General features: G+C 46.9%; 25 protein-coding genes. 19 read left to right on the top strand and 6 right to left on the bottom strand.

The window, feature by feature from the left end; all coding sequences use genetic code 11:
- Positions 1 to 94 precede the first annotated feature (94 nt).
- Entirely contained in the window at positions 95 to 1003 is a 909-nt protein-coding gene (locus ACW73I_RS03325; RefSeq protein WP_458027797.1) for a MerR family transcriptional regulator, read from the bottom strand.
- 91 nt (positions 1004 to 1094) lie between these two features.
- On the opposite strand from ACW73I_RS03325, the gene ACW73I_RS03320 reads away from it, so the two are divergent.
- The 16 genes from ACW73I_RS03320 (at position 1095) to ACW73I_RS03245 (ending at position 17784) form a co-directional block, all read left to right on the top strand.
- Positions 1095 to 2360 (top strand): sigma-70 family RNA polymerase sigma factor, encoded by a 1266-nt coding sequence (locus tag ACW73I_RS03320; RefSeq protein WP_458027796.1) that lies wholly within the window; start codon positions 1095 to 1097, stop codon positions 2358 to 2360.
- A 108-nt stretch (positions 2361 to 2468) separates the two neighbouring features.
- Positions 2469 to 3632, top strand: a complete 1164-nt coding sequence (gene hflK, locus ACW73I_RS03315) for an FtsH protease activity modulator HflK (protein WP_458027795.1) — start codon at positions 2469 to 2471, stop codon at positions 3630 to 3632.
- Positions 3629 to 4489 (top strand): protease modulator HflC, encoded by an 861-nt coding sequence (hflC, locus tag ACW73I_RS03310; protein WP_458027794.1) that lies wholly within the window; start codon positions 3629 to 3631, stop codon positions 4487 to 4489. The genes hflK and hflC overlap by 4 nt, the downstream gene beginning before the upstream one ends.
- Before the next feature lie 16 nt (positions 4490 to 4505).
- The gene (gene ftsH, locus ACW73I_RS03305) at positions 4506 to 6401 is read left to right on the top strand and encodes an ATP-dependent zinc metalloprotease FtsH (RefSeq protein ID WP_458027793.1); all 1896 of its coding nucleotides are present in this window, start codon (positions 4506 to 4508) and stop codon (positions 6399 to 6401) included.
- A gap of 654 nt (positions 6402 to 7055) precedes the next feature.
- On the top strand, positions 7056 to 7535 hold the full coding sequence (locus ACW73I_RS03300) for a hypothetical protein (protein WP_458027792.1): 480 nt from the start codon (positions 7056 to 7058) through the stop codon (positions 7533 to 7535).
- Between the two features lie 43 nt (positions 7536 to 7578).
- Entirely contained in the window at positions 7579 to 8034 is a 456-nt protein-coding gene (locus ACW73I_RS03295; RefSeq protein WP_458027791.1) for a PAS domain-containing protein, read from the top strand.
- 28 nt (positions 8035 to 8062) lie between these two features.
- On the top strand, positions 8063 to 8890 hold the full coding sequence (locus ACW73I_RS03290; protein WP_458027790.1) for a sterol desaturase family protein: 828 nt from the start codon (positions 8063 to 8065) through the stop codon (positions 8888 to 8890).
- Positions 8891 to 8940: 50 nt separating this feature from the next.
- Positions 8941 to 9903: a protein-methionine-sulfoxide reductase catalytic subunit MsrP gene (gene msrP / locus ACW73I_RS03285; protein WP_458027789.1), complete on the top strand. Its 963-nt coding sequence runs from the start codon at positions 8941 to 8943 to the stop codon at positions 9901 to 9903.
- Between the two features lie 32 nt (positions 9904 to 9935).
- On the top strand, positions 9936 to 10544 hold the full coding sequence (locus ACW73I_RS03280; protein WP_458027788.1) for a sulfite oxidase heme-binding subunit YedZ: 609 nt from the start codon (positions 9936 to 9938) through the stop codon (positions 10542 to 10544).
- A gap of 36 nt (positions 10545 to 10580) precedes the next feature.
- Positions 10581 to 11504 carry a TIGR01777 family oxidoreductase gene (locus ACW73I_RS03275; RefSeq protein ID WP_458027787.1) on the top strand — a complete coding sequence of 308 codons (924 nt, stop codon included), beginning with the start codon at positions 10581 to 10583 and terminating at the stop codon, positions 11502 to 11504.
- A complete protein-coding gene (locus ACW73I_RS03270) occupies positions 11504 to 12016 on the top strand; it encodes a hypothetical protein (protein ID WP_458027786.1) in 513 nt (170 codons plus the stop codon). The genes ACW73I_RS03275 and ACW73I_RS03270 overlap by 1 nt, the downstream gene beginning before the upstream one ends.
- Before the next feature lie 16 nt (positions 12017 to 12032).
- On the top strand, positions 12033 to 13424 hold the full coding sequence (locus ACW73I_RS03265; protein WP_458027785.1) for a cryptochrome/photolyase family protein: 1392 nt from the start codon (positions 12033 to 12035) through the stop codon (positions 13422 to 13424).
- Positions 13402 to 13920: a lipocalin family protein gene (locus tag ACW73I_RS03260; protein ID WP_458027784.1), complete on the top strand. Its 519-nt coding sequence runs from the start codon at positions 13402 to 13404 to the stop codon at positions 13918 to 13920. The genes ACW73I_RS03265 and ACW73I_RS03260 overlap by 23 nt, the downstream gene beginning before the upstream one ends.
- Before the next feature lies 1 nt (position 13921).
- Positions 13922 to 14863, top strand: coding sequence for a YbgA family protein (locus ACW73I_RS03255; RefSeq protein ID WP_458027783.1), 942 nt, complete (start codon positions 13922 to 13924; stop codon positions 14861 to 14863).
- A gap of 84 nt (positions 14864 to 14947) precedes the next feature.
- Positions 14948 to 16321 carry a hypothetical protein gene (locus ACW73I_RS03250; RefSeq protein WP_458027782.1) on the top strand — a complete coding sequence of 458 codons (1374 nt, stop codon included), beginning with the start codon at positions 14948 to 14950 and terminating at the stop codon, positions 16319 to 16321.
- 383 nt (positions 16322 to 16704) lie between these two features.
- The gene (locus ACW73I_RS03245) at positions 16705 to 17784 is read left to right on the top strand and encodes a hypothetical protein (RefSeq protein WP_458027781.1); all 1080 of its coding nucleotides are present in this window, start codon (positions 16705 to 16707) and stop codon (positions 17782 to 17784) included.
- Positions 17785 to 18011: 227 nt separating this feature from the next.
- On the opposite strand, the gene purD is transcribed toward ACW73I_RS03245, so the two are convergent.
- A complete protein-coding gene (gene purD / locus ACW73I_RS03240) occupies positions 18012 to 19301 on the bottom strand; it encodes a phosphoribosylamine--glycine ligase (protein ID WP_458027780.1) in 1290 nt (429 codons plus the stop codon).
- A 170-nt stretch (positions 19302 to 19471) separates the two neighbouring features.
- Here purD and ACW73I_RS03235 point away from each other — a divergent pair, with 170 nt between their 5' ends.
- Positions 19472 to 19810, top strand: coding sequence for a histidine triad nucleotide-binding protein (locus ACW73I_RS03235; protein ID WP_458027779.1), 339 nt, complete (start codon positions 19472 to 19474; stop codon positions 19808 to 19810).
- A gap of 21 nt (positions 19811 to 19831) precedes the next feature.
- Here the strand turns inward: ACW73I_RS03235 and ACW73I_RS03230 are convergent, their stop codons facing one another.
- From ACW73I_RS03230 to ACW73I_RS03215, 4 genes are read right to left on the bottom strand one after another with little or no spacing between them, the layout of a single operon-like run.
- Positions 19832 to 20146 (bottom strand): DUF190 domain-containing protein, encoded by a 315-nt coding sequence (locus tag ACW73I_RS03230; protein WP_458027778.1) that lies wholly within the window; start codon positions 20144 to 20146, stop codon positions 19832 to 19834.
- Entirely contained in the window at positions 20128 to 20829 is a 702-nt protein-coding gene (gene crcB / locus ACW73I_RS03225) for a fluoride efflux transporter CrcB (RefSeq protein WP_458027777.1), read from the bottom strand. The genes ACW73I_RS03230 and crcB overlap by 19 nt, the downstream gene beginning before the upstream one ends.
- Before the next feature lie 40 nt (positions 20830 to 20869).
- Complete coding sequence (rsgA, locus tag ACW73I_RS03220; protein ID WP_458027776.1) at positions 20870 to 21760, bottom strand: ribosome small subunit-dependent GTPase A; 891 nt, start codon at positions 21758 to 21760, stop codon at positions 20870 to 20872.
- Positions 21760 to 23010 (bottom strand): M48 family metallopeptidase, encoded by a 1251-nt coding sequence (locus tag ACW73I_RS03215; protein ID WP_458027775.1) that lies wholly within the window; start codon positions 23008 to 23010, stop codon positions 21760 to 21762. The genes rsgA and ACW73I_RS03215 overlap by 1 nt, the downstream gene beginning before the upstream one ends.
- An 89-nt stretch (positions 23011 to 23099) precedes the next feature.
- Between ACW73I_RS03215 and orn the strand changes: the two genes are divergently transcribed.
- Entirely contained in the window at positions 23100 to 23645 is a 546-nt protein-coding gene (orn, locus tag ACW73I_RS03210) for an oligoribonuclease (protein ID WP_458028021.1), read from the top strand.
- A gap of 95 nt (positions 23646 to 23740) precedes the next feature.
- Positions 23741 to 25012, top strand: coding sequence for a serine--tRNA ligase (serS, locus tag ACW73I_RS03205; protein WP_458027774.1), 1272 nt, complete (start codon positions 23741 to 23743; stop codon positions 25010 to 25012).
- The last annotated feature ends 290 nt before the right edge of the window (positions 25013 to 25302 follow it).

Below are 25302 nucleotides of genomic sequence, written 5' to 3'. Positions count from 1 at the left end.
TGGAGAATTGGATTACGATCTTTGTAATCGTGCGATCTCCGCTTGATAATCGGTGTTCCGGTCTGTGTTGCCGCCAATATAGACGGCACGCATCCTATTTTCCCTTATGAAGACTGTATTGTTGCGCTTTTGCATGAAACTGGTCGATGCTGGAAACCAACTCGCATGCTTCCGGCGGCGGCGATTGTTTATCGAACCAATACTCCGCGCCGGAGCCAGCCAGCCAAATCTGGGTTTTATTGGCGTTGCCGAAATCGATTATATGGGCAAGATGTCGCAGGGTTTGTTGTTCGGGTGGGGTCGCCACCATTCCGATCACGATAATATCCGGATGCAAGTGTGCACTCGCGTCGACAATGTCCGCCCCCGGCAAATCCGCGCCGACGAAATAGCAGGTGTATTGTTGGGCGGCGGCAATCATGCAGGCTAACAAAATCCCGAATTCATGCATTTCGCCGCTGGGTGTGGCAAAAAGCATCGAAGGATTCCGTTTCGACGGTTGATGAAGGTTGTTGACCATGGTTAGAACGATGCGTTTAACACAACTGGAAAACATATGTTCTTGGGCAACGTTGATCTTGCTTTCATGCCAAAGCTGGCCGACTCGATGTAAGGCCGGCAACAAAACGTTTCTAGCGTAGTCTAGAGGTTCATATGCCAACAAAGCCCGCTTCAATAAATATTCGCATTGTTCGATTTGGTAATTCTGTAGCGATCCTATGATTTGATTGAACAAATTGGCCTGTTGAAGGTCATTTTGTTCCGGGGTTTGCTGCAGAAACTGGCGTAATTGTTCGCTTGAAAATTTGGCGAGTTTGCCGATTGGGTGACCATTTTTGGTGAGCGCAACCAGCAATTTGAGTTTTTCCAAATCGGTCTGTGAGTAAGAACGGCGGCCGCTGGTGTTGCGTTGAGGAGTGATACATTGATAGCGTCGTTCCCATGCTCTCAACGTTTCGGGAGTGAGGCCGGTCAGCGTGGTAATGGCTTTGATTGAATACATTTGTATATGTTTTGTATAGATAAAATATTGACAAAAATTTTACATCAATGTATCTTCGATTCCAACTTATTAATTTGATCGGTGATTACTGATGTCAAATATTTCTGTATCAGTTAAGCAAAACGCTGGAATTAACAGCGAGTCGGAGCCGGTGACATTGGCCTGTCGTGTCGAACGGGCACGCCGGCAGTTATTGAAAAAAATGTTGGAAAACAACAGGGTGGCGGCTTATGTGGCTAAGCGATTGATCATCGAGCAAACTACAGGCGGCGACTATTCCGAAATCCTGCTTTTAAAAAACAGCGAAGAACACAAACGGATAATGTACAAGTTTTTTGCGGAATTCGCCGAACCGTGCGGTGATTTTGAGCAAGATCATCCTGATGCGGATGAAACGGTCAACCAAAAAGTTGTACAGTTGGCCCATTTTGTACAACCAAATAAACCGGTCAATCTGGAAAACCTTGAAGTGTCTTCGACGGCTCGCGAGATGATGCATCTCGTACATTTTTTACCTGTGTTCCTAATCGGCTCCAGCGAGCTGATACAGAATCAATTGGCATTATCCGGAGACTTGAATCCTCTCTATAAGGCTGAGCTGGATTACAGAAGGCAAGAGCTTAAAAAATTGAGGCAAGAGATGATTGTCGGCAATACCGGCTTAGTGGCGTTTGTCGCGCATAAATATAAGGCAATTTCTTTGAGTTTCGAAGATTTGATGCAGGAAGGCATGGTCGGGCTAATCAAGGCCGTAGACCGCTTCGACCCGGAACGAGGAAACTGCTTTTCAACCTATGCCATTTTCTGGATCAAGCAAGCGGTTTCAAGGTTAATCGTAAAGCAAGATAAGTCAGTACCCTTACCGGTAGCATTAGCGGAAAAATCATCACCGGTATTTGAAATTCTGCGTAAGACTTATTTGACTTATGAACGTTGGCCAACGTTAATGGAACTCAAAGCGTGTTGCAGCTTGTCGGAGCAAGAAATCAAGACCATTAGTAATTATTATCAGGCCACCTTTGTGAACGACACGAGCAACGACCATGAAGACGATGGTATGTCGGTAATGGAAAAAATGCAGCAACAACAATTTACTCAACCCATGGATAAACTGATAGAGACCGATCTTGTACGGTATATGGACCGAGTTCTGGCAACATTACCGGAAAAGCAAGCCAATATTCTAAGCATGCGATTTGGTTTAAAAAATCATACGGAAATGACCTTACAAGCCGTAGCCGACCAGCTACACGTCACCAGAGAGAGGGTCAGACAAATTCAAAACGACGCATTACATAAATTAAAGCAACAATTTGGTTTCGATCTGATGCCGTTTTTGGAACCAAAAGACACTTGAACGATCTTTATCCTTGTTTTGGCTTTGTTTAACGGCGATATTATGTATGACTTCGATAAGAAATAACAATGAAGGCCCAATTCAGGTCACATCACGAGAGGAGTAATTATGTCTTCAGAGAACCACGACGCCGATAAACAAACGCCGTCACCCGATTGGAAGATGGAGTTTGAAAAGCAATGGAGAAATATCTCAACCAAAACGGTGGATTTTTACAATGAACACAAGGAGTTGTTTTCCGTGTACAAGATTGCCGGTTTTTTTGGCGGAGCGTTAGTTATAAGCTGGCTGATCAGTGGTGTCTACATCATAGACCAAGGTAACCGCGGCGTAGTGACCCGTTTCGGCGCTTATACCGAGACGACTATGCCCGGACCGCACTGGCATATTCCTGCGCCATTTGAATCGGTAAGCGTGGTGAATGTCGAACAGCAACGCTTCATTGAAGTGGGTTATAGCGATGCAGCCCGATTCAGTAAATCGTCGATGATTCCGCAGGAATCGCTGATGTTGACCTCCGATGAGAATATTATTGCCGTTCGTTTGGCGGTTCAGTACCAAATCCACAATGCCAGAGATTACTCGTTCAACGTTAAAAATAATGAAAAAACGTTGAAACAGCTGACGGAAAGCATTTTGCGCGGCGTGATTGGGCGCAACAATATGGATTTCGTGTTGACGGAAGGCCGCAGCCAGATAGTTGCGGAAATCAAAGATCAAGTCCAGGAAGCCATGGACGATTACAAGGCGGGTATCAGTGTGGCTAGCGTCAATTTGCAAGATGCCCAGCCGCCCGAAGAAGTGCAGGGCGCTTTCGAAGATGCCATTCGCGCACGCGAGGACAAACAGCGTTTGATTAATGAAGCGGAAGCTTATAGCAACGAAGTGATACCTAAATCGCGCGGCGCGGCGGCACGTATCCTACAGGAAGCCGAAGCCTACGCAGCCGAAAAAGTAGCGAAAGCTAAAGGCGAAACCGAACGCTTTGATCAATTATTGGTCGAATACGAAAAAAATTCGGCCATTACGCGTAAACGTCTGTATTTGGAAGCGAAGGAAAGGCTTTACGGTTCGGTCAATAAGATAGTCGTGGATACGGATCAGCCGCCGGCTTTGTATATGCCGCTACAGCAAGCGCAGAGTCACACAACGGTATCTTCCGGATTAGCGGAGAACGACAATGAACCGAATGAAGAAACACACAATGCGGAAAAGCATAGCGTAAGAAGAACCGCAACTAGAGATTTACGACCAAGCAGGAGCAGACAATGAGTAGAACATTAATTCTATTTCCAGTCGGTTTAATTATTTTGGTGCTGGCCTCAATGTCGGTTTTTCATGTGAATGAATATGAAAAGGCTATCCTATTTCGTCTTGGGGAAATCGTCACAACGGATTTAAACCCCGGACTCCATTTTAAGACCCCCGTCATCAATAATGTCAGTACGTTTGATGCGCGCGTGCTGACCTTGGATGCTAAATCCGAGCGTTTCCTTACCTCAGAGAAGAAAAACGTTATCGTTGACTCGTTCGCCAAATGGCGAATCGGTGACGTGGGTCTTTTTTATACCACGGTCGGTGGCGATGAATTCCAAGCAAATCTGCGTCTCGACCAAATCATGAAAGATGCGATGCGTAGCGAATTCGGCGTACGTACGATTAAACAGCTTATTTCGGAAGATCGTGATGACCTTCGCCACACCTTATTGGAGAAACTGTCGCCGCTAGCGAGGAAATACGGTATTGAATTGATCGATATCCGGGTCAAGCGCATAGACTTGCCGCAAGAGGTTAGCAGCTCCGTGTTTCAGCGTATGCGGGCCGAGCGCGAACGGGTGGCTCGCGAATTCCGTTCACAAGGGGCGGAAAGTGCCGAACTAATCAGTGCCGAGGCGGATAAGCAAAAACAGGTGATTGTCGCAAACGCGCAACGGGAAGCCGAAAATATTCGCGGCCGGGGTGATGCCGAATCGGCCGAAATTTATGCGAAAAGCTTCGGTAAGAACCCGGAATTCTATGCGTTTTACCGCAGCCTGCAGGCCTATCAAGCCTCATTTGAAGATACTCAGGATACCTTGATAGTCAAGCCGACCTCCGATTTTTTCAAATATTTCTCCAGCGAAAAATAGATTAGGGGTCAGTGACATGAAAAAGTTTTTGATCTTTGCGGTTATTTTGGCGGCGATCGGTATTGTGGTTTCGTCCATTTTCAATCGCACCATGCCGGAGTACGACCCGCATTACGAAATTTCGTATTCCGATTTTATTGAAGATGTGCGGAATAACGTCGTGACGGAAGTCGTCATAGACGGTAACGATGTTGAAGGGAAGCGCAATAACGGCACGCGTTTTTCGACATACAATCCGAACGATATGCGCATGATAGACGAGCTGCTCGAATACGGCGTCAAAATCAAGGTCGAAAAACCGGAGCGGCCGTCGACACTGATGAATATTTTCATCTCGTGGGCGCCCACGCTGTTATTGATTGCGGTCTTGGTGTATTTCATGCGCAAACAATCGCAAATGGCCGCGGGACGCGACGGGCAAATGGGGTTCGGCAAAAGCCGCGCTAAACTGATGGAAGAAGATCAGGTGAAAGTGCGCTTTAAAGACGTGGCGGGATGCGAGGAAGCCAAGCAAGACGTAGTCGAAATGGTGGATTTCCTGAAAGATCCGGGCAAATACGAGGCGTTGGGCGGAAAAATACCGCGAGGCGTGCTGATGGTTGGTCCTCCGGGTACGGGTAAAACCTTACTTGCTAAAGCGATTGCGGGCGAAGCCGGTGTGCCTTTCTTTTCGATTTCGGGATCGGACTTTGTCGAAATGTTTGTCGGCGTTGGCGCTTCGCGGGTGCGCGACATGTTTGAGCAGGCCAAAAAACGGGCGCCCTGCATCATTTTCATAGACGAAATCGATGCAGTAGGACGTCAGCGGGGCGGCGCCGGCATGGGAGGCGGTAACGAAGAGCGGGAACAAACGCTGAATCAGCTGCTAGTGGAAATGGACGGTTTTAGCGGCAGCGAGGGTATTATTGTCATTGCCGCGACGAACCGCTCGGATATTCTCGATAAAGCATTGTTACGTCCGGGACGTTTTGATCGCCAGGTGCAAGTCGGTCTGCCCGACATTAAAGGCAGGGAACAAATTTTAAAAGTCCACGGCAATCGTGTGCCTTTGGCTCAGGACGTTAATTTGACCGACTTGGCCCGCGGTACTCCCGGGTTTTCAGGTGCTGAACTGGCGAATTTGATTAACGAGGGCGCATTGTTCGCGGCTCGGAATAATAAACGCGAAGTCACGATGAACGATTTGGATAAGGCTCGCGACAAAATGATCATGGGCGCCGAAAAACGCACGATGGTTATGAGCAAAGACGATTTGTTGATGACGGCCTATCATGAAGCCGGACATGCCATAGTCGGTCGCTTGGTTCCCGATCATGATCCGGTTTACAAGGTCAGTATCATGCCGCGCGGCGGAGCGTTAGGCATCACGATGTTCCTGCCCGAACGCGATCAATATAGTGCTAGTAAAGAGAAGCTCGAAAGCCAGATTTCCAGTTTATTCGGCGGACGGGTGGCTGAAGCTCTGATTTACGGTAAGAGCAAAGTGACCACAGGCGCGTCGAATGACATCATGCGTGCGACGCAGCTGGCGCGCAACATGGTGACCAAATGGGGCTTGTCCGATCGTTTGGGGCCTATGGATTACGGTGACAGCGAAGGCGGTTACATGGGGCCGCAAGCTAAACCGATGTCGGAGCAAATGGCGCAAACGATAGACGAGGAAATTCGTTCAGTTATCGATACCAATTACCAGCGTGCGGAAACCATATTAAAAGAAAATATCGAAATTTTGCATAATATGGCTCATGCATTGCTTGATTGGGAAACCATCGATAAGTATCAAATCGACGAATTAATGCAAGGTAACAAAATCGAGCCGCCGCAACCCGAACCAGAATCTTCAGATACCGAAATTGAACTTGATGATGGTCGTGAGCAACCGGTAACGCATGAACCGGTCATGACGTCTTAACCGTCCTCCTCTATATACCCTCCCTGTGCAGTATTTAGGGAGGGTATCTTTTTTGATTGATAGGTATTAATTATGAATACCCAATCAAGATCAAATATTTATTTGAATTTATTGTGTTTTATTTTTCAAATAAATCTAAACACATCCATTTTAGCTTTTTTGATATCAAGCATACTGCTGTTATTTGGTTGCGATATCTATTTTTACCGATAATAACGATTCGTGCGGAGCGTTGATCAATAATCTGCACTTCGTGTTGGTTTATTCGCTTTTGTTCCTACCGATATTTGTATCCAGATTTATGTGCAAGAGAGGGATAATAATTTTTAATTAATCTTGTCATTATCAATAAAACCTTTCAGCCTAAAAAGAGCCGTTCAATTAGGTTGAAATCTGCTAACCATATGATTTTAAAGTACTGAATTCAACTGCGGAGCAGTTGAAAGCGTCACCATTTTGGTGAGTGTGAAAAAACCGTTGTTCTCAATGAATACAGCGATTTACATCATTCAAATAGCTTCCACTGCCGAATTTAGGTTCAGGCTTGACTTAAACGATATCTGTGGATTACTTAATATTGATTAATGCGTGGCGTAGGTGTTTTCATCGGTTTGATAAAAAGTCGAATACGCACAAAATTTATACTGAGGAAAGATGATGCCGATTAAGTTTCCTTTTGATTCGACTAAACCGGTTGCGGGCCAGGCGAGTATTGTTATCGATAAACATTTGTCTGAGGTTTTTGCTGTTGTTGGTGAAAATTTTTTCGAAAACTATCCGAAATGGGCAATAGAAGTTGTCGATTTTTTGCCGTTGGACGGCAATAAGGTATTTGTGGGAGCAAGAGCAAAGCAAATCCGTAAGGATAGCGACGCCGAAATCGAATCGACTTTCGCTATTACCGACTATCAACCTTATAACAAATTGGTTTTACAGGGATTGGACGAACCATATAGACATATTTATCAACTAGACGGTAGCGAAGAATTGCTGCCAACTCATTTAACTTTTCGGTTTGAACTATTAGAGCTGGAAGTATTCATGCGGCCATTTGAAAAATTGATTCGTTATGCGATCGAAGAGGGCGCAGAGAATATGGTAGAAAATATAAAAAAAATAATTACCGAAGAGTAAGATTAATCATAATAATATCAATATTGCGGCATGGAGTTTTGTTATGGCTTTTATTGTTGAGAAAGATTCCGGACTTATTCCACAAGTGCTATCAGCAATTTTAGATGAATGTGTCAATGGTGTTACTTTAGCTGATCCCGATTTGGATGATGCGCCCATCGTATATGCAAATAAGGCATTTGAACGACTTACGGGTTATAGCCAATCAGAAATTGTCGGACGAAATTGTCGGTTTTTACAGGGGGATGATAGAGAGCAGTCTGCGCGGTATCAAATTGCTGAAGCAATTAAAAATCAAGAGTCTATAGAAGTGACGTTGCGTAATTACAAAAAAGATGGAACGCTGTTTCATAATCATCTGAAGATAATTCCGTTGTTTGACAGAAAGAAGAGGGTTATTTATTATTTGGGCGTTCAGTACGATATTACCGAACAAATTAATTCAGATAATGAGATAAAAGAGTTAACCAATCTTTTAAGTTCATGCCAAAGCCAATAGTTATTAATTAATTGAAATCGGAGTCGATATGGGGGGCGCGGAAGACGCAGGCAGCAGTGGATTGGCGTTTAACCAAGCTTTGTTCAGCTTGGCGATTCTGGCTTTCATTATTCTGCTTGTCGTAGAGAAAATAAAGCCTCATCGTAATTTTGCAAAAGAGATTTATAAAGGCTCTATCGTTACCAATACGACGGCATTTTTGATTAACAATATCATATTAACTGCTTTAAGGGCTTCTTCGTTATTTTTAGTTGCGCAACAATTTTCATCTTTTGGGTTGTTAAGCGGTCTAGATAACGGTCCTATTAAATGGGTTTTGGCTTTTGCTTTATTCGATTTGGCTATTTATATATGGCATGTGGCGAGTCACAAATTTGAATGGTTATGGCGTTTTCATAAAGTGCATCATAGCGATAAAAGTTTTAACGTATCGACCGGTTTTCGTTTTCATGTCTTCGATTTGCTTCTGGAAATAGTTTATAAATGTATATTTGTGATCGTGGTTGGCGTCGATGCCTACCTGGTATTATCGATCGAAATCATAGAGCTGTTTTTTATATTTTTTCACCATGCCAATATCAGGGTGCCGCACGAAGAAATAATTTCAAATTATATTATTACGCCATCTTTACATAGGACGCATCATTCTACCTTGCGAATGGAACATGATAGTAATTACGGCATTGTATTGTCAGTTTGGGACCGAATGTTCGATACACGTAAAGACCTGGTGCCAGTCAATATAGGGTTAGATTTAATCGAAGCGGAAAACATAATTCAACTATTTTCTCTGGTGTTTATTACCGAGCGAAAAATAAGGCAGATATTCGGGTTAATTCCCAAAGGTAGAAAATAGGGTATTTTAACGGAAATCGATATCGCGTCATTCGCTAGGGCAGGTTTGGTATGATCATAAAAACAGAAAAAGCGATACCTTCAAATGAAATTACCGACCCGGCCGTGTTTCGGGGGCGTCGGAAGATTATCAAGGCGATGCTTGCCGGAGCTTTATTACCCGTATCCGGCTATTCTGAGATGGCGGAGTCCCGTGTCAACAGCACTTCCTGGTCAGCGCTGCCGAGGAGCAAAGATTTTTCCGATCTAAACGCCGTAACGCCTCAGCATCTTGTAGAAAGCTATACAAATTATTACGAGTTTTCGTTTAACAAAGAAGACTCAACGGAATTGGCACAACGTTTTCGTGCTGATCGCTGGAGTGTTCAAATTGGCGGAGAAATAGCAAAACCAGGCCAATATTATTTAGAAGATATTATCGGTAAACAAACCTTGCGAGAATACGTTTACCGTTTTCGTTGCGTCGAAGCTTGGTCTATGGTTGTTCCATGGATGGGTTTTCGCTTAGTCGATTTGATCAAGATGGTTAAACCTTTGTCCAACGCCAAATTTGTCAAATTCACTTCTGTGTATCAACCGGATACGATGCCTAAGCAAAGGATTAATGCAATGTTGGACTGGCCTTATGTCGAGGGCTTGCGTATGGACGAGGCCACGCATCCGTTGACTATCCTGGCTGTGGGCATGTATGGCGAGACTTTACCTAAACAAAATGGTGCGCCGCTTAGATTGGTGGTTCCCTGGAAATATGGTTTTAAAAGTATCAAGGCCATTGTCAAAATCGAGTTCTTGAAAAGAGCACCTATGACAACTTGGCATTCATTCGCACCTAAGGAATACGGTTTTTACGCCAACGTCAATCCTGCCGTGCCGCATCCGCGTTGGAGCCAATTTAGCGAGCGTCGGTTAGGTAGCGATTTTTTCACGCCCCGTAGAAAGACCGAACTGTTTAACGGTTACGGGGAACAGGTCGCCGGCATGTATAGCAACCTTGATTTGCGACATTTTTTCTGATGTTGATTCGCTTTAATAATGTAAGGAGCTGGATGTCGGCCGCATGTCTGCTGCCTTTAATGTGGTTGTTGTTCGACATCTGGAATAATCGGCTAGGGTCGAATCCGATACAGGAAATTCATATTCGTTTAGGTGACTGGGCGCTACGCTTTTTATGGATCACGTTAGCGGTTACGCCGGTCCAGGCCATGACAAAATGGCGAGGCATGGCTGATTATCGGCAAATGTTCGGTTTATTTGCGTTCTTTTATGCGACCTTGCATCTATTAGCATATTTATTTGTCGATCACGCCGGCGAGTGGAGCTTAATTGGTATCGATATTCTCGAAAGTACTTACATCTGGTTTGGAGTTATCGCTTATATTATCTTGCTGTCGCTCGCGATTACCTCGCCGAATTCGTTAAAAAAACGCATGGGCAAAAACTGGAAGAAACTCCATCGTTTTATTTATTATGCGGCGGCAGCGGCAATAATCCATTATTTTTGGCAACTCAAAGGCAATTTATTCCAGCCGTTATTTTATTTGACCCTAATCGTGATTCTACTGGGTTTTCGAATAGTGGTCGGCATAAGAAATCGGCGTTCTAATGGATTAATGATTCCGAAACGACGGATTGTTTCGCTTAAAGAAAGCGAATGAACCGGTTTATTGGCCTTTTTACAATGGAGCATACCGATGTCAACTCATTCCGTGTTAATTACCGGCGGCACAGGCTTTTTGGGTAGTGCACTGGCCCATAGTTTGTTACAGGATCGGTATAGCGTTGCGATTTTGAGCCGTAATGCCGTCAAAGTCGCACGTGCTTTCGGTACCCAAGTTCAAGCATTTGCCAACGTCAATGAATTGCCTGACGCCGGGCAATTTGAGGCGGTTGTCAATTTGGCCGGGGCCGGGATATTTGATCGGCCTTGGAGCGATGCCCGCAAACAAATTCTGCGAAGCAGCCGGATCGATCTAACGGAACGGTTGGTAGCTTGGATCAAGCAGTCCGATAAACCGGTGGATGTCTTGGTCAGCGGTTCCGCGATAGGTTTCTACGGCGATCAAGGCGAATCTATTCTGGACGAAGAAAGCCAACCGAAATACGATTTCGGTCATCAACTTTGCGCAGACTGGGAATCGGCAGCATTGCCGGCCGAGACAGCCGGCACCCGGGTCTGCCTGATTCGTACCGGCTTGGTGTTAGGCTCGGGTGGTGGTATCTTGCAACGCATGTTGTTGCCGTTTCGGTTCGGTTTGGGAGGGCGTTTAGGTAGCGGTGAGCAGTGGATGTCGTGGATTCATGTGGACGATTGGGTAGCGATTGTTAGAACGATGATCGAAAATCGCGATATGCGCGGCCCGTATAATGCCGCGGCGCCCAATCCCGTGCGTAATCGAGAATTTAGCGCAACGCTGGCCGCTTTGCTGAATCGGCCCATGTTATTGCCGATGCCCGAACAAGCACTCAAATTGATATTGGGTGAAATGGCGACATTGGTCTTAGGTAGCCAACGGGTCATGCCGCAACGTTTACTGTCGCATGATTTCAAGTTTAAATATCAGGACTTGGAGGCCGCTTTGCGTAATATTCTGAATCCACACCGAAATTTAAATTAATGTTGATCGATAGCCTGTCTTTGTTATTTGCCTTTACCTCGTTTATCGGTTTATTTGAAGTGGCGATAATATCGCTGGCGGTTTTCATCTTAATTTATGCGCTTACGCCGGAACCGTTGATTGAATGGAGTGTGCGCATTCCACCCACGCTGTATTTCTATTTGCAGTGGAGTTGGCTGGGCTATCTAAAACTAAAAGACGCTTTCTGGCCTTTTTTCATTCTGTTTAACGCCGTCCTTTTTTACATTGATTATCGTGTCCTGGAAGGCACATTCACGATAGCCAGCTGGGTGACGATGCATATCATCATGGCAATGCCATTGATTTATTGGACGGGGGCCGTTTGGCGCTGTTCCAAAAATTGTTCGAGCCGGCTTTGGACGACGGTAGCAAGGTGGATCACCGTTGCCGCGTACGGTGATCTGCTTTTACGCTGGGTGATCTACCATTATTATCCGAACATCATGTTTAACTGCCAGCAAATGATTATCCAATGGGGAGACTGCGTGTAGACGTGGTTATCCGACGATGGAGAAGCGTTATTCGAAATCGCTGTTCATATTTCGTCGCGACTTGCGATTGTCGGACAACAACGGGCTGAATGCCGCCTTGCTGCAATCCGAGCGGGTGTTGCCTTGTTTTATTTTCGATCCCCGCCAAATCGAATCACATCCGTATCAAAGCGGGCCGGGGCTGCAATTTATGTTGGAGGCGTTGCAGGACTTACAACGGCAATTTCAAAGGCACGGCGGATATTTGTACACATTTCATGCCCTACCTGAAACCGTCATAGCTCAACTGCATCAGCAGCAGGGCATTGGAGCGGTATTCGTCAATCGAGACTATACGCCATTCAGTAAGCGACGAGATGCCGATTTGCAAAGAGTCTGCGATGAACTGGCGATTCCGTTGCATTGTGCAGGCGATGCCTTGCTGAACGAGCCGGAAGAAGTCGTGAAGGACGATGGTAGTCCGTACCGAGTGTTCACGGCGTTTTATAAGCGGGCGAGGCAAATTCCGGTGGCGATGCCCAGCGATTTGGCCGGCGGTCGATTTATACCGAATGCGAAGGACGAAGAGAATTTAATCGAGAAATTCAAACGCAAGCATCGCAACGTTCGGCAGGGCGGCCGCTCTGCCGCTGTTGAGCTGCTGAATGGTTTGGACGCCTGCGGGAAATACAATGAACAACGAGATTTTCCCGCCGTTGACGCAAGCAGTCATCTATCGGCCTATTTGAAATTCGGATGTTGTTCGATACGAGAGGCTTATTACGCTGTATTGGATAATCTCGGCAGCGAGCATCCGCTACTGCGGCAATTTTACTGGCGCGATTTTTTTACGCACATCGCCCATCATTTTCCGCAGGTGTTTGGGCACGCGTTTCAGACGCGATACGACGACATTGTTTGGGGCAATAACGCCGATGAATTTGAGGCATGGAAACAAGGGCTCACCGGATTTCCTATCGTCGACGCCGGTATGCGTCAATTGAAGCAAACCGGAGACATGCATAATCGGGTGCGTATGATTACGGCCTCGTTCTTGGTTAAAGATCTGCAGATCGATTGGCGCTGGGGCGAACGCCACTTTGCTCGGCATCTGGTCGACTACGACCCTTGTGTCAACAACGGGAATTGGCAATGGGCGGCGTCGACCGGCTGCGACGCTCAACCCTATTTCCGGATTTTCAACCCTTGGCTACAGCAGAAAAAATTCGATGCCGAGTGCGTGTACATCAAACGTTGGTTACCGGAGTTAAGGGCTTTCAGCACTTCCGTTATTCACGAATGGCATAAAAGGCCTCAAACTTGCGACTATCCGGCGCCGATAATCGATCACAGACTGCGCAGCCAACAAAGCAAATCCCTGTTTCAGCAAACAAGGTTTGACGGCCATGCCAAAAATAATCGGCTTTAGTCTTATTCTGTTTTTAACCGCTTGCATGGGCATACCGGAGGGCGTTACTCCCATCACGGGGTTTGAGTTGGACCGTTATCTCGGCACCTGGTATGAAATTGCCCGGTTGGATCATAGCTTTGAACGGGGTTTGACCGACGTCACTGCAGAATACAGCTTGCGCGGCGACGGCGGCGTCAGAGTGATCAATAGCGGCTACAACGCCGAGGCTAAACGGCGCCAGTCGGCAGAAGGAAAAGCCTATTTTATCGAGAACCCCTCCACAGGGCGGCTAAAAGTATCGTTCTTCGGGCCTTTTTATGGCGCTTACAACATTATCGCCTTGGATAAAACCGATTACCGATACGTAATGATTTCAGGCAATACCAAGGATTATTTATGGATACTGGCGCGCCGTCCGGTTCTTGAAAAGGAAATTCTTCAGTCTTTAATCGATCAAGCCAGGACGTGGGGTTTCCCCGTCCAAAATTTAATTTATCCGCAAGCCGAATACTGAAATGACGACGATTCCGGTTGGTGTAAGCAGTTGCTTGTTGGGGCATCAAGTGCGCTACGACGCTGCCCATAAGTATCACAGTTATATAGAACGTACTCTAGGCCGGTATTTTCAATTCAGGGCGTTTTGCCCGGAAGTCGAAGCCGGTTTAGGCATTCCTCGGCCAGCCGTGCAATTACGGCAATTCGAGCATCAAATTCGCGTGGTCGGTGTTAAAGATCACGCCTTGGATGTGACCGAACCGCTTAGCCAAGTCTGCGAAAAACAGCGCGAGTGGCTGGACGGCCTATGCGGCTATATCTTGAAGAAAGATTCGCCCAGTTGCGGCATGGAGCGCGTGAAACTGTATGAACACAACGTGCCTGCGCGAAAAGGGGTGGGCATATTTGCCGCGTACTTACAGCAACATTTTCCGGCATTGCCGCTGGAAGAAGAAGGGCGCCTGGGCGATCCGGCCCTGCGAGAAAATTTTGTTCAGCGCGTATTCGTTAGGTATCGCTGGCAACAAATGTGTCAACAAGGTCTTTCCGTACGTAGTTTGATGGACTTTCATAGTCGGCATAAATTGATCGCAATGAGCCACGATCAAAATAGCGTTAGAGCGTTGGGTAGACTAATTGCGCCGGCAACCCCGGCGAACTTAAACGATATCGCTGATCATTACTTGGTCGACTTAATGGCCTGTCTGAAAATTGTCGCAACGCGCGGTAATCATGTTAACGTGTTACAACATATACAGGGTTATTTGAAGACCAAGCTCGACAGCGACGACAAGCAAGAGCTGGTTGAAACCATTGAACATTATCGTCTGGGAAAGGTGCCGTTAATTGTGCCGCTGACCTTGTTGCGCCACCATTTCAGAAGGCAGCCGGATACCTTTATCGACGGGTCGTATTACATGATGCCGCATCCGGCCGAATTATCGTTGCTTAACGAAATATAATCGCGGCGTTATACAATAAGGCCTTTTCTGCCGGCCCATTCCCCTTTCATCCGACCAAACTAGAATAATATATAAGGAAACGTTATGGAAAATCTGCAAAGACTGATGCCTTATTTCCAAGATCAACTGAGCCAGTGGTATCAAATGACCATGGAAAGACCGGATTATGCCGCCGCGATTGCGGTTTCCGTGTGGCTATTGATGGCTATTTTTTACAGTATCCGCATCGGTTTCTTAAAAAAAGACATTGATAAGCTTACGAAGCTCAATACTGAAAACCAAGCCAGTCTGAACTCGACCCAGGAACAGGTTCAAACATTGCAGCAACAACTGAAGGAAGCCGCTACACAGACGCAAAGCGCCGTAGAGAAAGCCGAGGCGGAGTCTGAGCGTGCGTCGGCAATAGAACAGCGCTTGAGCGCGGGCAATCGGGAATTAGTCGCAAGTTTGGCCAAGCTGGTTGAGTGTTTCGAACTCAACGTACATAATTTGCCGGAAGCGAATGCCGACAATTTGCTGCCCGAATACCAGGCTATTATTGGTCGCGTCGCCGAGCGATTTCAAAACGAACAAAAATCAAAAACCGAACTGCAATTATCGTTTCATGCCGAATCGGCAAAATTAGCCGAAAAGGAAATGCTGATTAGCAGTTTACAGCATCGATTGGATAATCAAACCCAGCAATTGGCGCACATGGAACTGGCAATCGAGCAGTATGAATCGGCTCAAAGGCAACTCGAAGCCGATAGGGAGCAACAATTAACGGCGGCGATGGCCAAGCAACAAGCGGAAGCGGCCAAGCTAGCGGAGCTAAAAAGACAAGAGCAGGAAGCAAAGCAAGCCAAGCCTTCAGCTAGCCTGTTAGAGCAAGAGGTCGATCCGCTATCTGCTTCGGTAAAACCGGCAGAGCCGGTTGCGACACCCGCTGAAAATATACCGCCCGGGCAGCCGAAACCGGAGCTTGGAAAACCTCAGGCGGCGAGCGAAGCAAAACATTTCGAGGGCAAAGCACAGCCGAAAGCAGCAACCGCCAAACCAAGGGAGGAAGGCCGCAAATTTAAAGGCTTCTTTAGTAAAGCGATGGAAAAAATCGCCCAAATGGACGAAAAGCTGGGTACTCAAACCTCAGATTCTGGAGAGCCGGAAACAGAAAGCGATGAACCATTGACGGGGTTCGAGCCGGAGCCGGTCAAGACTGCTCAAGAAAGGAAAGAATCCGTAGATTCCAATCAAAAATCGAAATCGACTGAAAGCGTAACCGCGAAAATGAGCGGCTTGTTCGGTGGTTTTAAAAAATCGTCGGCAAAACCGTCTGAAAACGAGACTGAATCGCTGTCGCCCGCGTCCGCTGCTCCTGAGCAATTAAGTGCTGAACAGGCCGAAAAACTCGCTAAACCGGATAAGAAAATCCCGTCACAACTGACGGGTTGGTTCGGTAAATTGAAATCTAAAAAGTAAGGGACTTTTTTCGTCATTGAATAGTATCTGATAGTCCATATATCGGTTTTTCAGACGGTCAAGCGTGGCGGCGCAGACACCTTGGTTGCCGGTCTCATTGGACTTCACTGGGTGAATACATTAACGCCCGGTTGTCATATCAACCGGGCGATTTCCAGGTTTAGTTTGTGGTCACGCGAACTTTCAAGCCATGGTAAAAGCGATTCATCGAGGACTTAGAAAATTTCATACGGGCAAAAAATCGCTTACAAAAAACCGATGATTTCAAAAATGCCGGATTCACTCTTAAATCGCGTTGTAATCTCGTAGTCATGTTTCGGTTGTATTGTTATGAAGTCCATCAGTGATGATGAGCGTTCATAACAATAACCGAGACAATTAACATGCGAAACTTTGCTCCATTGGTGTTTATCGCTGGCTCGTTGGCGATGCTGGCACCGACTACTACTCTTGCTTACGGCTCTATCGATAATGATCGCAGAGAGTCTCAGCATAATCATCATAAACACAAACCGTTGAAAGTAGCCTTGTGGGGTGACGAGTTCTACAGCGACGATCCGGGTGAAAGGTCGGTCATGGTCGAACAAACCATTCGTTCCATGAATGAGCATCACCTCGACTTCACGATGTTTGCGGGCGATACCAAAAGTGGTAGCAGTTTGTGCACTGATCAGGCTATAGGTCGGGACGTAATCGATATATTTAACAGCCTTAAGGCGCCGACGCTGTATACGTTGGGCGATAACGAATGGACCGACTGCCACCGCACCAACAACGGTGCTTATAATCCCCTGGAGCGCTTGGCTTACCTGCGTGCAACCTTTTTCAACAAAAACACCACTCAGGGCAAGCATCCGATCGCAGTCGAACGTCAAGGCGAGTTGGGTAAAGATTATTCGGAAAATAGCCGTTTCACCAAAAACAATGTTCAGTTTGTCGCACTGCATGTCGTTGGTAGCAACAACAACTTGGTGGTTACCGACAAACAATGCACGAATAAATCCGAAAGATCAGCTGCCGAGTGTGAGGCTGCAACAGCGGAATACCAAGCTCGCAATCAGGCAAATCTGGATTGGTTGAAAGATTCATTTGCTAAAGCCAGAGAAGAACATAATGCCGGCATGGCGATCATCATTCAGGCCGATGTTTATTTTCCGTTTGAGTTGAGCGACGGAGGCTATGACGATTTCTTGGCCCAACTCGACCAAAACAACGGCTATACCGATTTCTTCCGTATTTTAGCTGAAGAAACCAAAAACTTTTCCGGCCAAGTGGTATTGATCCACGGTGATTCTCATTTTTACAAGGTCGACAAAGCCATGTTTAATGAAGATGGAACTTTGACCGGCAATTTCAGCCGGGTTGAGGTTTTCGGCAGTTTGGAAAACAGTTGGATCGAAATGACTGTCGATTCGTCGGCCGAGCACGTTTTTTCGTTCGTGCCCGTGATTCTCAAACACTAAGTTTTTCCTTCTCCAGACAAGGAAGCGACCGCCGTAGGCTGTGTCGGCTACGGCGGTTTATCTTTATACGGGCGCCGGAATAACTCGTTTCTTGTTATGACATTCTGAAAATCATGATACCGGCGTACTCTGCGAACTTTCGATTCAGTAACCGAGTTCAAACGAGTGTGTGGCTTTGTGTCAATACGCGTTTGCGGACAGACCGGCCGGTTCAAAAACGAAATTCGTCATGAATCATGCCGGTTTCTAATCGCCTTAAAACCGATATCGGTCCGGTAATATAGATCTTGCCAATGAATTTGCTTACACAATTGATAGGCTTTGGTTTGTGCTTCGGCGATGCTGTCGGCCAATGCGCAAGCACACAATACGCGTCCCCCGGCGGTTACTATTTGGTCGCCTTTTTGCTTTGTGCCGGCGTGAAATACTTTGGTATCTTCGCCTTCCGAGGAAGGAAGGCCATGGATAACGTTGCCTTTGGCATAATCATCGGGATAACCGCCGGCCGCCAGTACTACGCCCAGTGCCGCGCGTTCGTCCCATTCAGTTGTTTGCCGATCAAGTGATTGATTTAGCGCCGCTTGGCATAATTCGACCAGATCGCTTTTTAACCGCATCATGATGGGTTGAGTCTCAGGGTCGCCGAAGCGGCAATTGTATTCCAGTACTTTGACACTGCTGTCTTTGCCTATCATCAAACCGGCGTATAGGAAGCCGGTATAGGGCAAACCATCTTCCTGCATACCCTTTAACGTCGGATTGATGACTTCGTCCATGACCCGTAGATGAATTTCAGGCGAGACTATGGGCGCGGGGGAATAAGCGCCCATACCCCCGGTGTTTGGGCCTTGATCACCGTCGTCCCGAGCTTTATGGTCCTGCGACGTGGCCATAGGTAAAGCGTGGCGGCCGTCCGCAATGACAATAAAACTGGCTTCTTCACCGTCTAAAAACTCTTCAATGACGACGCGATGGCCGGCCTCGCCGAAGCCATTGCCCGATAGCATGTCCTTAACGGCCGCGATGGCTTGTTCGTTGGTTTGAGCGACGACAACCCCTTTACCGGCCGCCAAACCGTCGGCTTTGACCACGATGGGCGCACCTTTACGTTGAATATAGGCAATGGCTTGCTCGGTGTCGGTGAAGGTTTCGTATTCGGCAGTCGGAATGCCGTGGCGGGCCATGAAGTCTTTGCAGAATGACTTTGAACCCTCTAATTGAGCCGCTTTCGCCGTGGGGCCGAAGCAGGCTAGGCCTGCGGCTGCAAACGAGTCGACTATACCTTTTACCAACGGCACTTCCGGGCCGACGATGGTCAGTGCAATATCGCGGACCTGGGCAAAGTTGACAAGGCCGTCGATATCGTCGACCTGAATGGAAACATTCTCGATACCGGTTTCCAGCGCGGTGCCGGCATTACCGGGCGCAACAAAAACGTGACTGACCTTGGGGGACTGTTTGGCCTTCCAGGCCAGGGCGTGCTCGCGCCCGCCGCTGCCGACGATCAAAATTTTCATAAATTAAAAATCCTAAGATTGATGAATGGACTAAAATTTTTCGCAAATTTTACCGGCATTTTTCGGTATAAGTTGGAATTTGTAATCCGATCATGGTAGCGTGGCACGTTACAGCGAAGAGCTTTGAAATGGCTCATTCGGGTTTTTTTGGATCGAACGGGAGTAAAGCAATGCCGGATTGTCTGTTCTGCAAGATGATTAATGGTGAGATAAAACCGGATGTCGTGTTTGAAGACGATAAGGTTTTGGCCTTTCGGGACATCAATCCGCAAGCGCCGATGCATGTGTTGGTCGTGCCTAAACAGCACATAGTTAATCTTAATGCGTTAGGCGATGCGGAGTTAGGCGGCCATTTATTAAAAATCGCGGCGAAAGTGGCGTCTCAGGAAGGCTATGCGGATAGCGGTTACCGAAGTGTGTTCAATTGCAACAATGATGCGGGTCAAACGGTGCATCACTTACATTTGCATGTGTTGGGCGGAAGACGCATGCATTGGCCGCCGGGCTGATTTTCGGCGCTGAATGAACAACTAATCGCTGCGCAGTTGGCCTTGAGCTTGCCAAGTGATGAAGTGAGACAACCCTAATTGCCTTTGTATATCCCGCAAGATGATATCTACGCGTTCCGGGGTATCGTAAAACTCGACGATTAACGGCAAATCCAGCGACATATCTACCAGTGAAGCCACATGAATCTGTCCGTCCGGGCCAAAGCCCTCTATGCCGCGCAGTACTGTGACGCCGGAAACTTTTTCGTCGTCGTGCAGTAGTTTGATAAGCTTCGCAAGTAGATGCTCGCCTTCGCGTAAATAAATGCGCGCTACGGTTACGGTTTGAGTTGCCATATCCAATTTCCTAACCATGAACCGGACCAAATCATCGCTACCCCGAATAGGGTGTTGATCACAAACAAACTGAGCAAATGATGAAATTCAATCTGTAGCATTGAATGCTTAGCGCTAAACCAAAGCGTTGAAGTCATCGTGATTCCGCTAAGTAGCGAAATGAAAAAGAATGCGCGAATTTCATTGTTTGCATCGAAATAATTGATGACAATTTGCGCCGCGATCGACAAGACGAATGCGGCTAAAAAACTGAGCACCAACTCAAGAAAAGGGATGTGTTGAGTGATCCAAGGCGCAATATTGTCTGAAAAAATGGTACGCCCCCAGATCAATCCGAACCAGCATGCGGTTAAACACAATACAACACTGAGAAAAATATTCAAGAAAGCTTTTAACAAATTCCCTTCCTCGAACAAATAAAGGGTTTCTAGCGCGAACGTCGAAAACGTCGTAAACGCGCCTAAAAAACCGACTAGAATCGCGGCACGGTATTCCGCTGCCATGGCAAAGCGCTGAATCAACAACTCGGTCAAAAGGCCCATCAACAAGGAACCAAGCGTGTTTACAAATAGTGTGCCGTGCGGAAAGTTTCTTCCTAGGACTGTGTAAATGCCGTTAGCCACTAGGAAGCGAAGCACGGCTCCGACCGATCCTCCTACAGCGATGGCAATAAGTTGTGACATTGTATCTTCCCGCAATTAGTTTGTTCGATTATGGGATCTATTAGCTACGATTAGCCGGTGGCATTTTTGCCCTGAGTTTCAGAAAACGTTGATAACGATTGTACGGGATGGCGCCGTTTTCTACAGCCTCACGGACCGCACATTCCTTGTCGTTAAGATGACGACAGTCGTTAAATCGGCATTTTCCGACGAATGGCTGAAACTCGCGGTATCCCCAAGCTAGCTGAGCTTCTGATAGGCCAGCCAATCCAAAAATGGCTACGCCGGGACTATCGATCAAATCGCCGCCGAATGGTAGGTGATATAAGGTCGCCGCGGTAGTGGTATGACGCCCATGGCGGGTGATTTCCGACACGCTATTGATTTTTAGTTCTTTGTCCGGCAACAGCGCGTTAGTTAAAGAAGATTTGCCGACGCCGGATTGTCCCGCGAACATACTGGTTTGATTAGATAAAGCGTTGCGCAAAGGTTCTAGCCCGATATTTTGTTTGGCGCTTACCCGGTATAAGCGATAACCCAGATTTTGATAATTTGTCAATTCTTGCGCCGCGTTTTCCGGGCGGCCTAAATCAATCTTGTTCAGTATCAGCGCTGCATCGATATTGTTGTTTTCGCAGACGGCAAGATATTGATCGAGTAACAAGAAGTCGCACTCCGGTTCGATGGCAAATATCACGAAGATCGTATCGAGATTAGCCGCGACCGGCCGGATTTGGTCTCCTCGGGCAGGCCGCTGCAGTACGGAACGCCGCGGTAATATTTCTTCGATTCGTCCCTGATCTGGCGAAGACTTTGAAATCAAAACCTTATCGCCGACCACAACCGTATCGAGTTTGCGCAACGTTTGGCATAATATCGTTCGTTCGTCCACCTCGACAGCAATACCCTTGCCGAGATGGGCGATGACCAAGCCTTCGTTCAGCGCGAGCATCAGGCTGACTGCATTTTATCTTCGATATGTGCAATACGAATAGCGGCCGGCGGATGACTATAATGAAAAGCGGAATAAATCGGGTCGGGTGTTAACGTGCTGGCGTTCTCTTCATATAGCTTGACCAAGCCGCTGATCATTTTTCTTCCCTGCGCATGATGGGTCGCAAATTCATCGGCCTCAAATTCGAATTTGCGTTGAAAATAAGAGCTGATCGGATGTAAGAATGTGGTAAACACCGGCGATACCAACATGAAGAGCAACAAGGCTGCCGCATTGGAGTGCGTGCTAACCCCGAGGCCATCGAAGAACCAGTTTTGCGTAATTAACCAGCCTAATATCGCAAAGCTGATTAGCGTCATCACCGACGATGCCGCTAGCATTTTTATAACATGTTTGCATTTGAAGTGGCCTAACTCATGCGCTAATACGGCTTCCAGTTCTTCTTCATCTAGCGACTTAACCAATGTGTCGTAAAACACGATGCGTTTATTGTTGCCAAGGCCAGTGAAATAAGCGTTGCCGTGACCGGAGCGGCGAGACCCGTCCATGATAAAAATGCCTTTGCTGTGGAATCCGCAACGTTCCAATAATTTTTGAATGCGATCTTTCAGACTGCCTTCTTCTATAGGTGTAAATTTATTAAATAGTGGAGCGATTAATGTCGGAAACAGCCAGCTCATCAGTAATGAAAAGCTCATGATGATGGCCCAAGCGTAAAGCCACCATAGGCTACCGATGCTGTCCATGACCCATAGAATCAGAGCCAAAATCGGCATGCCTATCCCCAAAGACAGAGATATCGAAATCAGTTGGTCTTTTGTAAACTGCGGTAGCGTATTCTTATTGAAGCCGTATTTATCTTCGATAATGAAAGTTTGATATAGGCTGAACGGAATTTCAACGACCGTCATCAGCAGGAAAATACTGGCTACCGAGATTAGATCGGCCCACATCGGCGAAAAATCGAAGGTCGCCCAGAATTCAAATACTAAGCTAATGCCGCCGCCTAATGTTAATAACAGCAAAAACAACATGCCTACGCCGCTGTCAATGTCACTCAGCTTGCTTTTGTCGATGGTGTAATCGGCCGCTTTTTGATGGGCGGTCAACGGTACGCGGTCTCTAAAGGCGGATGGTACGGCGTCGCGGTGTGCTGAGACATAGAACTTTTGCCGAGCCGAAAGCCAAAATTGGACGCCATACGACAAAACGAGTGCAATTAAAAAAACAACAGTAAAGGTATTCATTGCTCAAGATTAGATAGGGGTTAACAATTAGCGGTACAGAGTAGCTAATGCTACAATTTGCCGCAACATTAATCGTTAACGGAATTAAAATGCCGCAGGGTGTTGATAATCTTATTTGGATCGATCTGGAAATGACCGGACTGGATCCGGATACGGACGTAATAATAGAAATCGCTACGGTTGTTACCGATAAGAATCTGAATATATTGGCCGAAGGGCCTGTCATGGCGGTGCATCAATCGGATGAAAAATTAGCGGCGATGGATGATTGGAACCGGAAACATCATGGCGAATCAGGTTTGATTCAGAGAGTCAAAGACTCTAATACCAGTGCAGCTGATGTCGAAGCACAAACGCTGAAATTTATAATGGAATGGGTGCCCGCCAAAGCTTCGCCGATATGCGGGAACAGCATTTGCCAGGATAGGCGTTTTTTATACCGTTACATGCCGACTTTAGAGGCTTATTTTCATTATCGCAACCTTGATGTTTCTACCATCAAAGAATTGGCGGCGCGCTGGAAGCCTGAAGTTAGAGACAGTTTCGTTAAAAAGAATACTCACCGGGCTTTGCACGACATTATCGAATCCATCGAAGAGCTGAAGCATTATCGCGAGCATTTCTTCAAAATCTAAGCGTTGGTCGGTTGAATCGCTTGTTTTTAGGGCTGCGATCACCGGCTATCAGGTTTGATTTAATTTTACTCACACAATTTAGGTAACACACGCGCATGTTAGATCCTCGTTTATTTAGAAGCGAATTGGAGCTGGTTCAGCAACAACTTAAACGACGCAGCCACGAATTTGACGCCGAACGCTATCTGGAATTGGAAAGTCGCCGCAAAGACGTGCAAGTCAAAACCCAGGATTTGCAGAAAGACCGGAACAGTCGTTCTAAGGCCATCGGACAGGCGAAAGCCAAGGGCGAAGATATACAGCCTTTGTTGGATCAGGTGCAAGATCTCGGCGACCAACTTAAAGCCGCTGAAACCGAACTAGGTGAGATCCAAATTGAAATTAACGCCATCATGGAAGGCGTGCCGAATATTTTGGATGGGGACGTTCCGGAAGGTAAAAGCGATGCCGACAACGTCGAGATTAGTCGCTGGGGCGAGCCTAGGCGCTTCGATTTTACTGTGAAGGATCATGTGGATCTGGGCGAGCCTTTGGGAATGAACTTCGAATGGGGGGCGAAAATTGCCAGCGCTCGTTTCGTCGTGTTGGCTGGCAAGCTGGCTACTCTGCAGCGCGCGATCATTCAAATGATGCTGGATACCCATATCAACGAACATGGTTATCAGGAAACCTATGTGCCGTTTATGGCAAATGCGGACAGTTTGCGGGGGACCGGGCAATTGCCCAAGTTCGAGGCGGATTTATTCACTATAAAAAACGATCCGACGTTTTATTTGATTCCGACCGCTGAAGTACCCGTCACGAACATCGTGCGTGATGTGATCGTCGATGCCAAACAAATGCCGTTGAAATTCGTCTGTCATTCGCCTTGTTTCCGCAGCGAGGCTGGCGCTTACGGCAGCGACGTGCGGGGCATGATACGTCAACATCAATTTGAGAAAGTAGAATTGGTGCAAATCGTCACGCCGGAGCAGTCCGCGCAAGCGCATGAGGAATTAACCGCACACGCGGAAGCAATATTGAAAAAGCTCAATCTACCTTATCGAAAGGTTTTGTTGTGTGCCGGAGACACCGGTTTCTCATCCTCCAAAACCTACGACTTGGAAGTTTGGCTGCCCGGTCAGCAAAAATATCGAGAAATATCTTCTTGTAGCAATTTCAAAGATTTTCAGGCGCGCCGCCTTCAGGCGCGCTGGCGCAATCCGGAAACAGGCAAGCCTGAATTGGTACACACCTTGAACGGTTCTGGATTGGCTGCCGGCCGAACTTTGATTGCGGTTATGGAGAACTATCAAAACGAAGATGGCTCGATTACCGTGCCGGAAGCCTTGCGTTCGTACATGGGTGGTTTGGAAGAGGTTCGCTAGTCATATTGTGCGCCTCGTTGATCTTGAAATCTTGATTGTGGCTATCTTTGGTCGGGTCGGTTTCTGTGGGCTTGAATTCGGTATTTGTAGCGAAATAAAATACTGTTTGACAAGCTAAACGAATGTTGTAAAATGGCGAGCTCTTTTGGTCGAGATGGTTTGACCGGAGGCGGCGAGGCAGCGGTTTTGCCGGGTTGGTTGAGTGTTTTTTGGGGTTTTGTTTTCGGTGGTTTAGAAAGCTTTCAAAAAATAAACTTGACAGCGAATTTAGATGCTGTAGAATGCATCGG

Source organism: Methylomonas sp. MgM2 (assembly GCF_054172045.1).
The sequence above is the reverse complement of the archived record's forward strand: the minus strand, read 5'-3'. Positions and strand labels throughout refer to the sequence as shown.

Coding starts and splice junctions, on each gene's coding strand:
- ACW73I_RS03245 (WP_458027781.1), top strand. CDS start 16,705: ATGCGAAACTTTGCTCCATTGGTGTTTATCGCTGGCTCGTTGGCGATG.
- ACW73I_RS03230 (WP_458027778.1), bottom strand. CDS start 20,146: ATGGCAACTCAAACCGTAACCGTAGCGCGCATTTATTTACGCGAAGGC.
- ACW73I_RS03250 (WP_458027782.1), top strand. CDS start 14,948: ATGGAAAATCTGCAAAGACTGATGCCTTATTTCCAAGATCAACTGAGC.
- ACW73I_RS03300 (WP_458027792.1), top strand. CDS start 7,056: ATGATGCCGATTAAGTTTCCTTTTGATTCGACTAAACCGGTTGCGGGC.
- ACW73I_RS03290 (WP_458027790.1), top strand. CDS start 8,063: ATGGGGGGCGCGGAAGACGCAGGCAGCAGTGGATTGGCGTTTAACCAA.
- orn (WP_458028021.1), top strand. CDS start 23,100: ATGCCGCAGGGTGTTGATAATCTTATTTGGATCGATCTGGAAATGACC.
- ACW73I_RS03265 (WP_458027785.1), top strand. CDS start 12,033: ATGGAGAAGCGTTATTCGAAATCGCTGTTCATATTTCGTCGCGACTTG.
- hflC (WP_458027794.1), top strand. CDS start 3,629: ATGAGTAGAACATTAATTCTATTTCCAGTCGGTTTAATTATTTTGGTG.
- ACW73I_RS03255 (WP_458027783.1), top strand. CDS start 13,922: ATGACGACGATTCCGGTTGGTGTAAGCAGTTGCTTGTTGGGGCATCAA.
- ACW73I_RS03325 (WP_458027797.1), bottom strand. CDS start 1,003: ATGTATTCAATCAAAGCCATTACCACGCTGACCGGCCTCACTCCCGAA.
- purD (WP_458027780.1), bottom strand. CDS start 19,301: ATGAAAATTTTGATCGTCGGCAGCGGCGGGCGCGAGCACGCCCTGGCC.
- ftsH (WP_458027793.1), top strand. CDS start 4,506: ATGAAAAAGTTTTTGATCTTTGCGGTTATTTTGGCGGCGATCGGTATT.
- msrP (WP_458027789.1), top strand. CDS start 8,941: ATGATCATAAAAACAGAAAAAGCGATACCTTCAAATGAAATTACCGAC.
- serS (WP_458027774.1), top strand. CDS start 23,741: ATGTTAGATCCTCGTTTATTTAGAAGCGAATTGGAGCTGGTTCAGCAA.
- crcB (WP_458027777.1), bottom strand. CDS start 20,829: ATGTCACAACTTATTGCCATCGCTGTAGGAGGATCGGTCGGAGCCGTG.
- ACW73I_RS03275 (WP_458027787.1), top strand. CDS start 10,581: ATGTCAACTCATTCCGTGTTAATTACCGGCGGCACAGGCTTTTTGGGT.
- rsgA (WP_458027776.1), bottom strand. CDS start 21,760: ATGCTCGCGCTGAACGAAGGCTTGGTCATCGCCCATCTCGGCAAGGGT.
- ACW73I_RS03320 (WP_458027796.1), top strand. CDS start 1,095: ATGTCAAATATTTCTGTATCAGTTAAGCAAAACGCTGGAATTAACAGC.
- ACW73I_RS03295 (WP_458027791.1), top strand. CDS start 7,579: ATGGCTTTTATTGTTGAGAAAGATTCCGGACTTATTCCACAAGTGCTA.
- ACW73I_RS03260 (WP_458027784.1), top strand. CDS start 13,402: ATGCCAAAAATAATCGGCTTTAGTCTTATTCTGTTTTTAACCGCTTGC.
- ACW73I_RS03235 (WP_458027779.1), top strand. CDS start 19,472: ATGCCGGATTGTCTGTTCTGCAAGATGATTAATGGTGAGATAAAACCG.
- ACW73I_RS03270 (WP_458027786.1), top strand. CDS start 11,504: ATGTTGATCGATAGCCTGTCTTTGTTATTTGCCTTTACCTCGTTTATC.
- hflK (WP_458027795.1), top strand. CDS start 2,469: ATGTCTTCAGAGAACCACGACGCCGATAAACAAACGCCGTCACCCGAT.
- ACW73I_RS03280 (WP_458027788.1), top strand. CDS start 9,936: ATGTCGGCCGCATGTCTGCTGCCTTTAATGTGGTTGTTGTTCGACATC.
- ACW73I_RS03215 (WP_458027775.1), bottom strand. CDS start 23,010: ATGAATACCTTTACTGTTGTTTTTTTAATTGCACTCGTTTTGTCGTAT.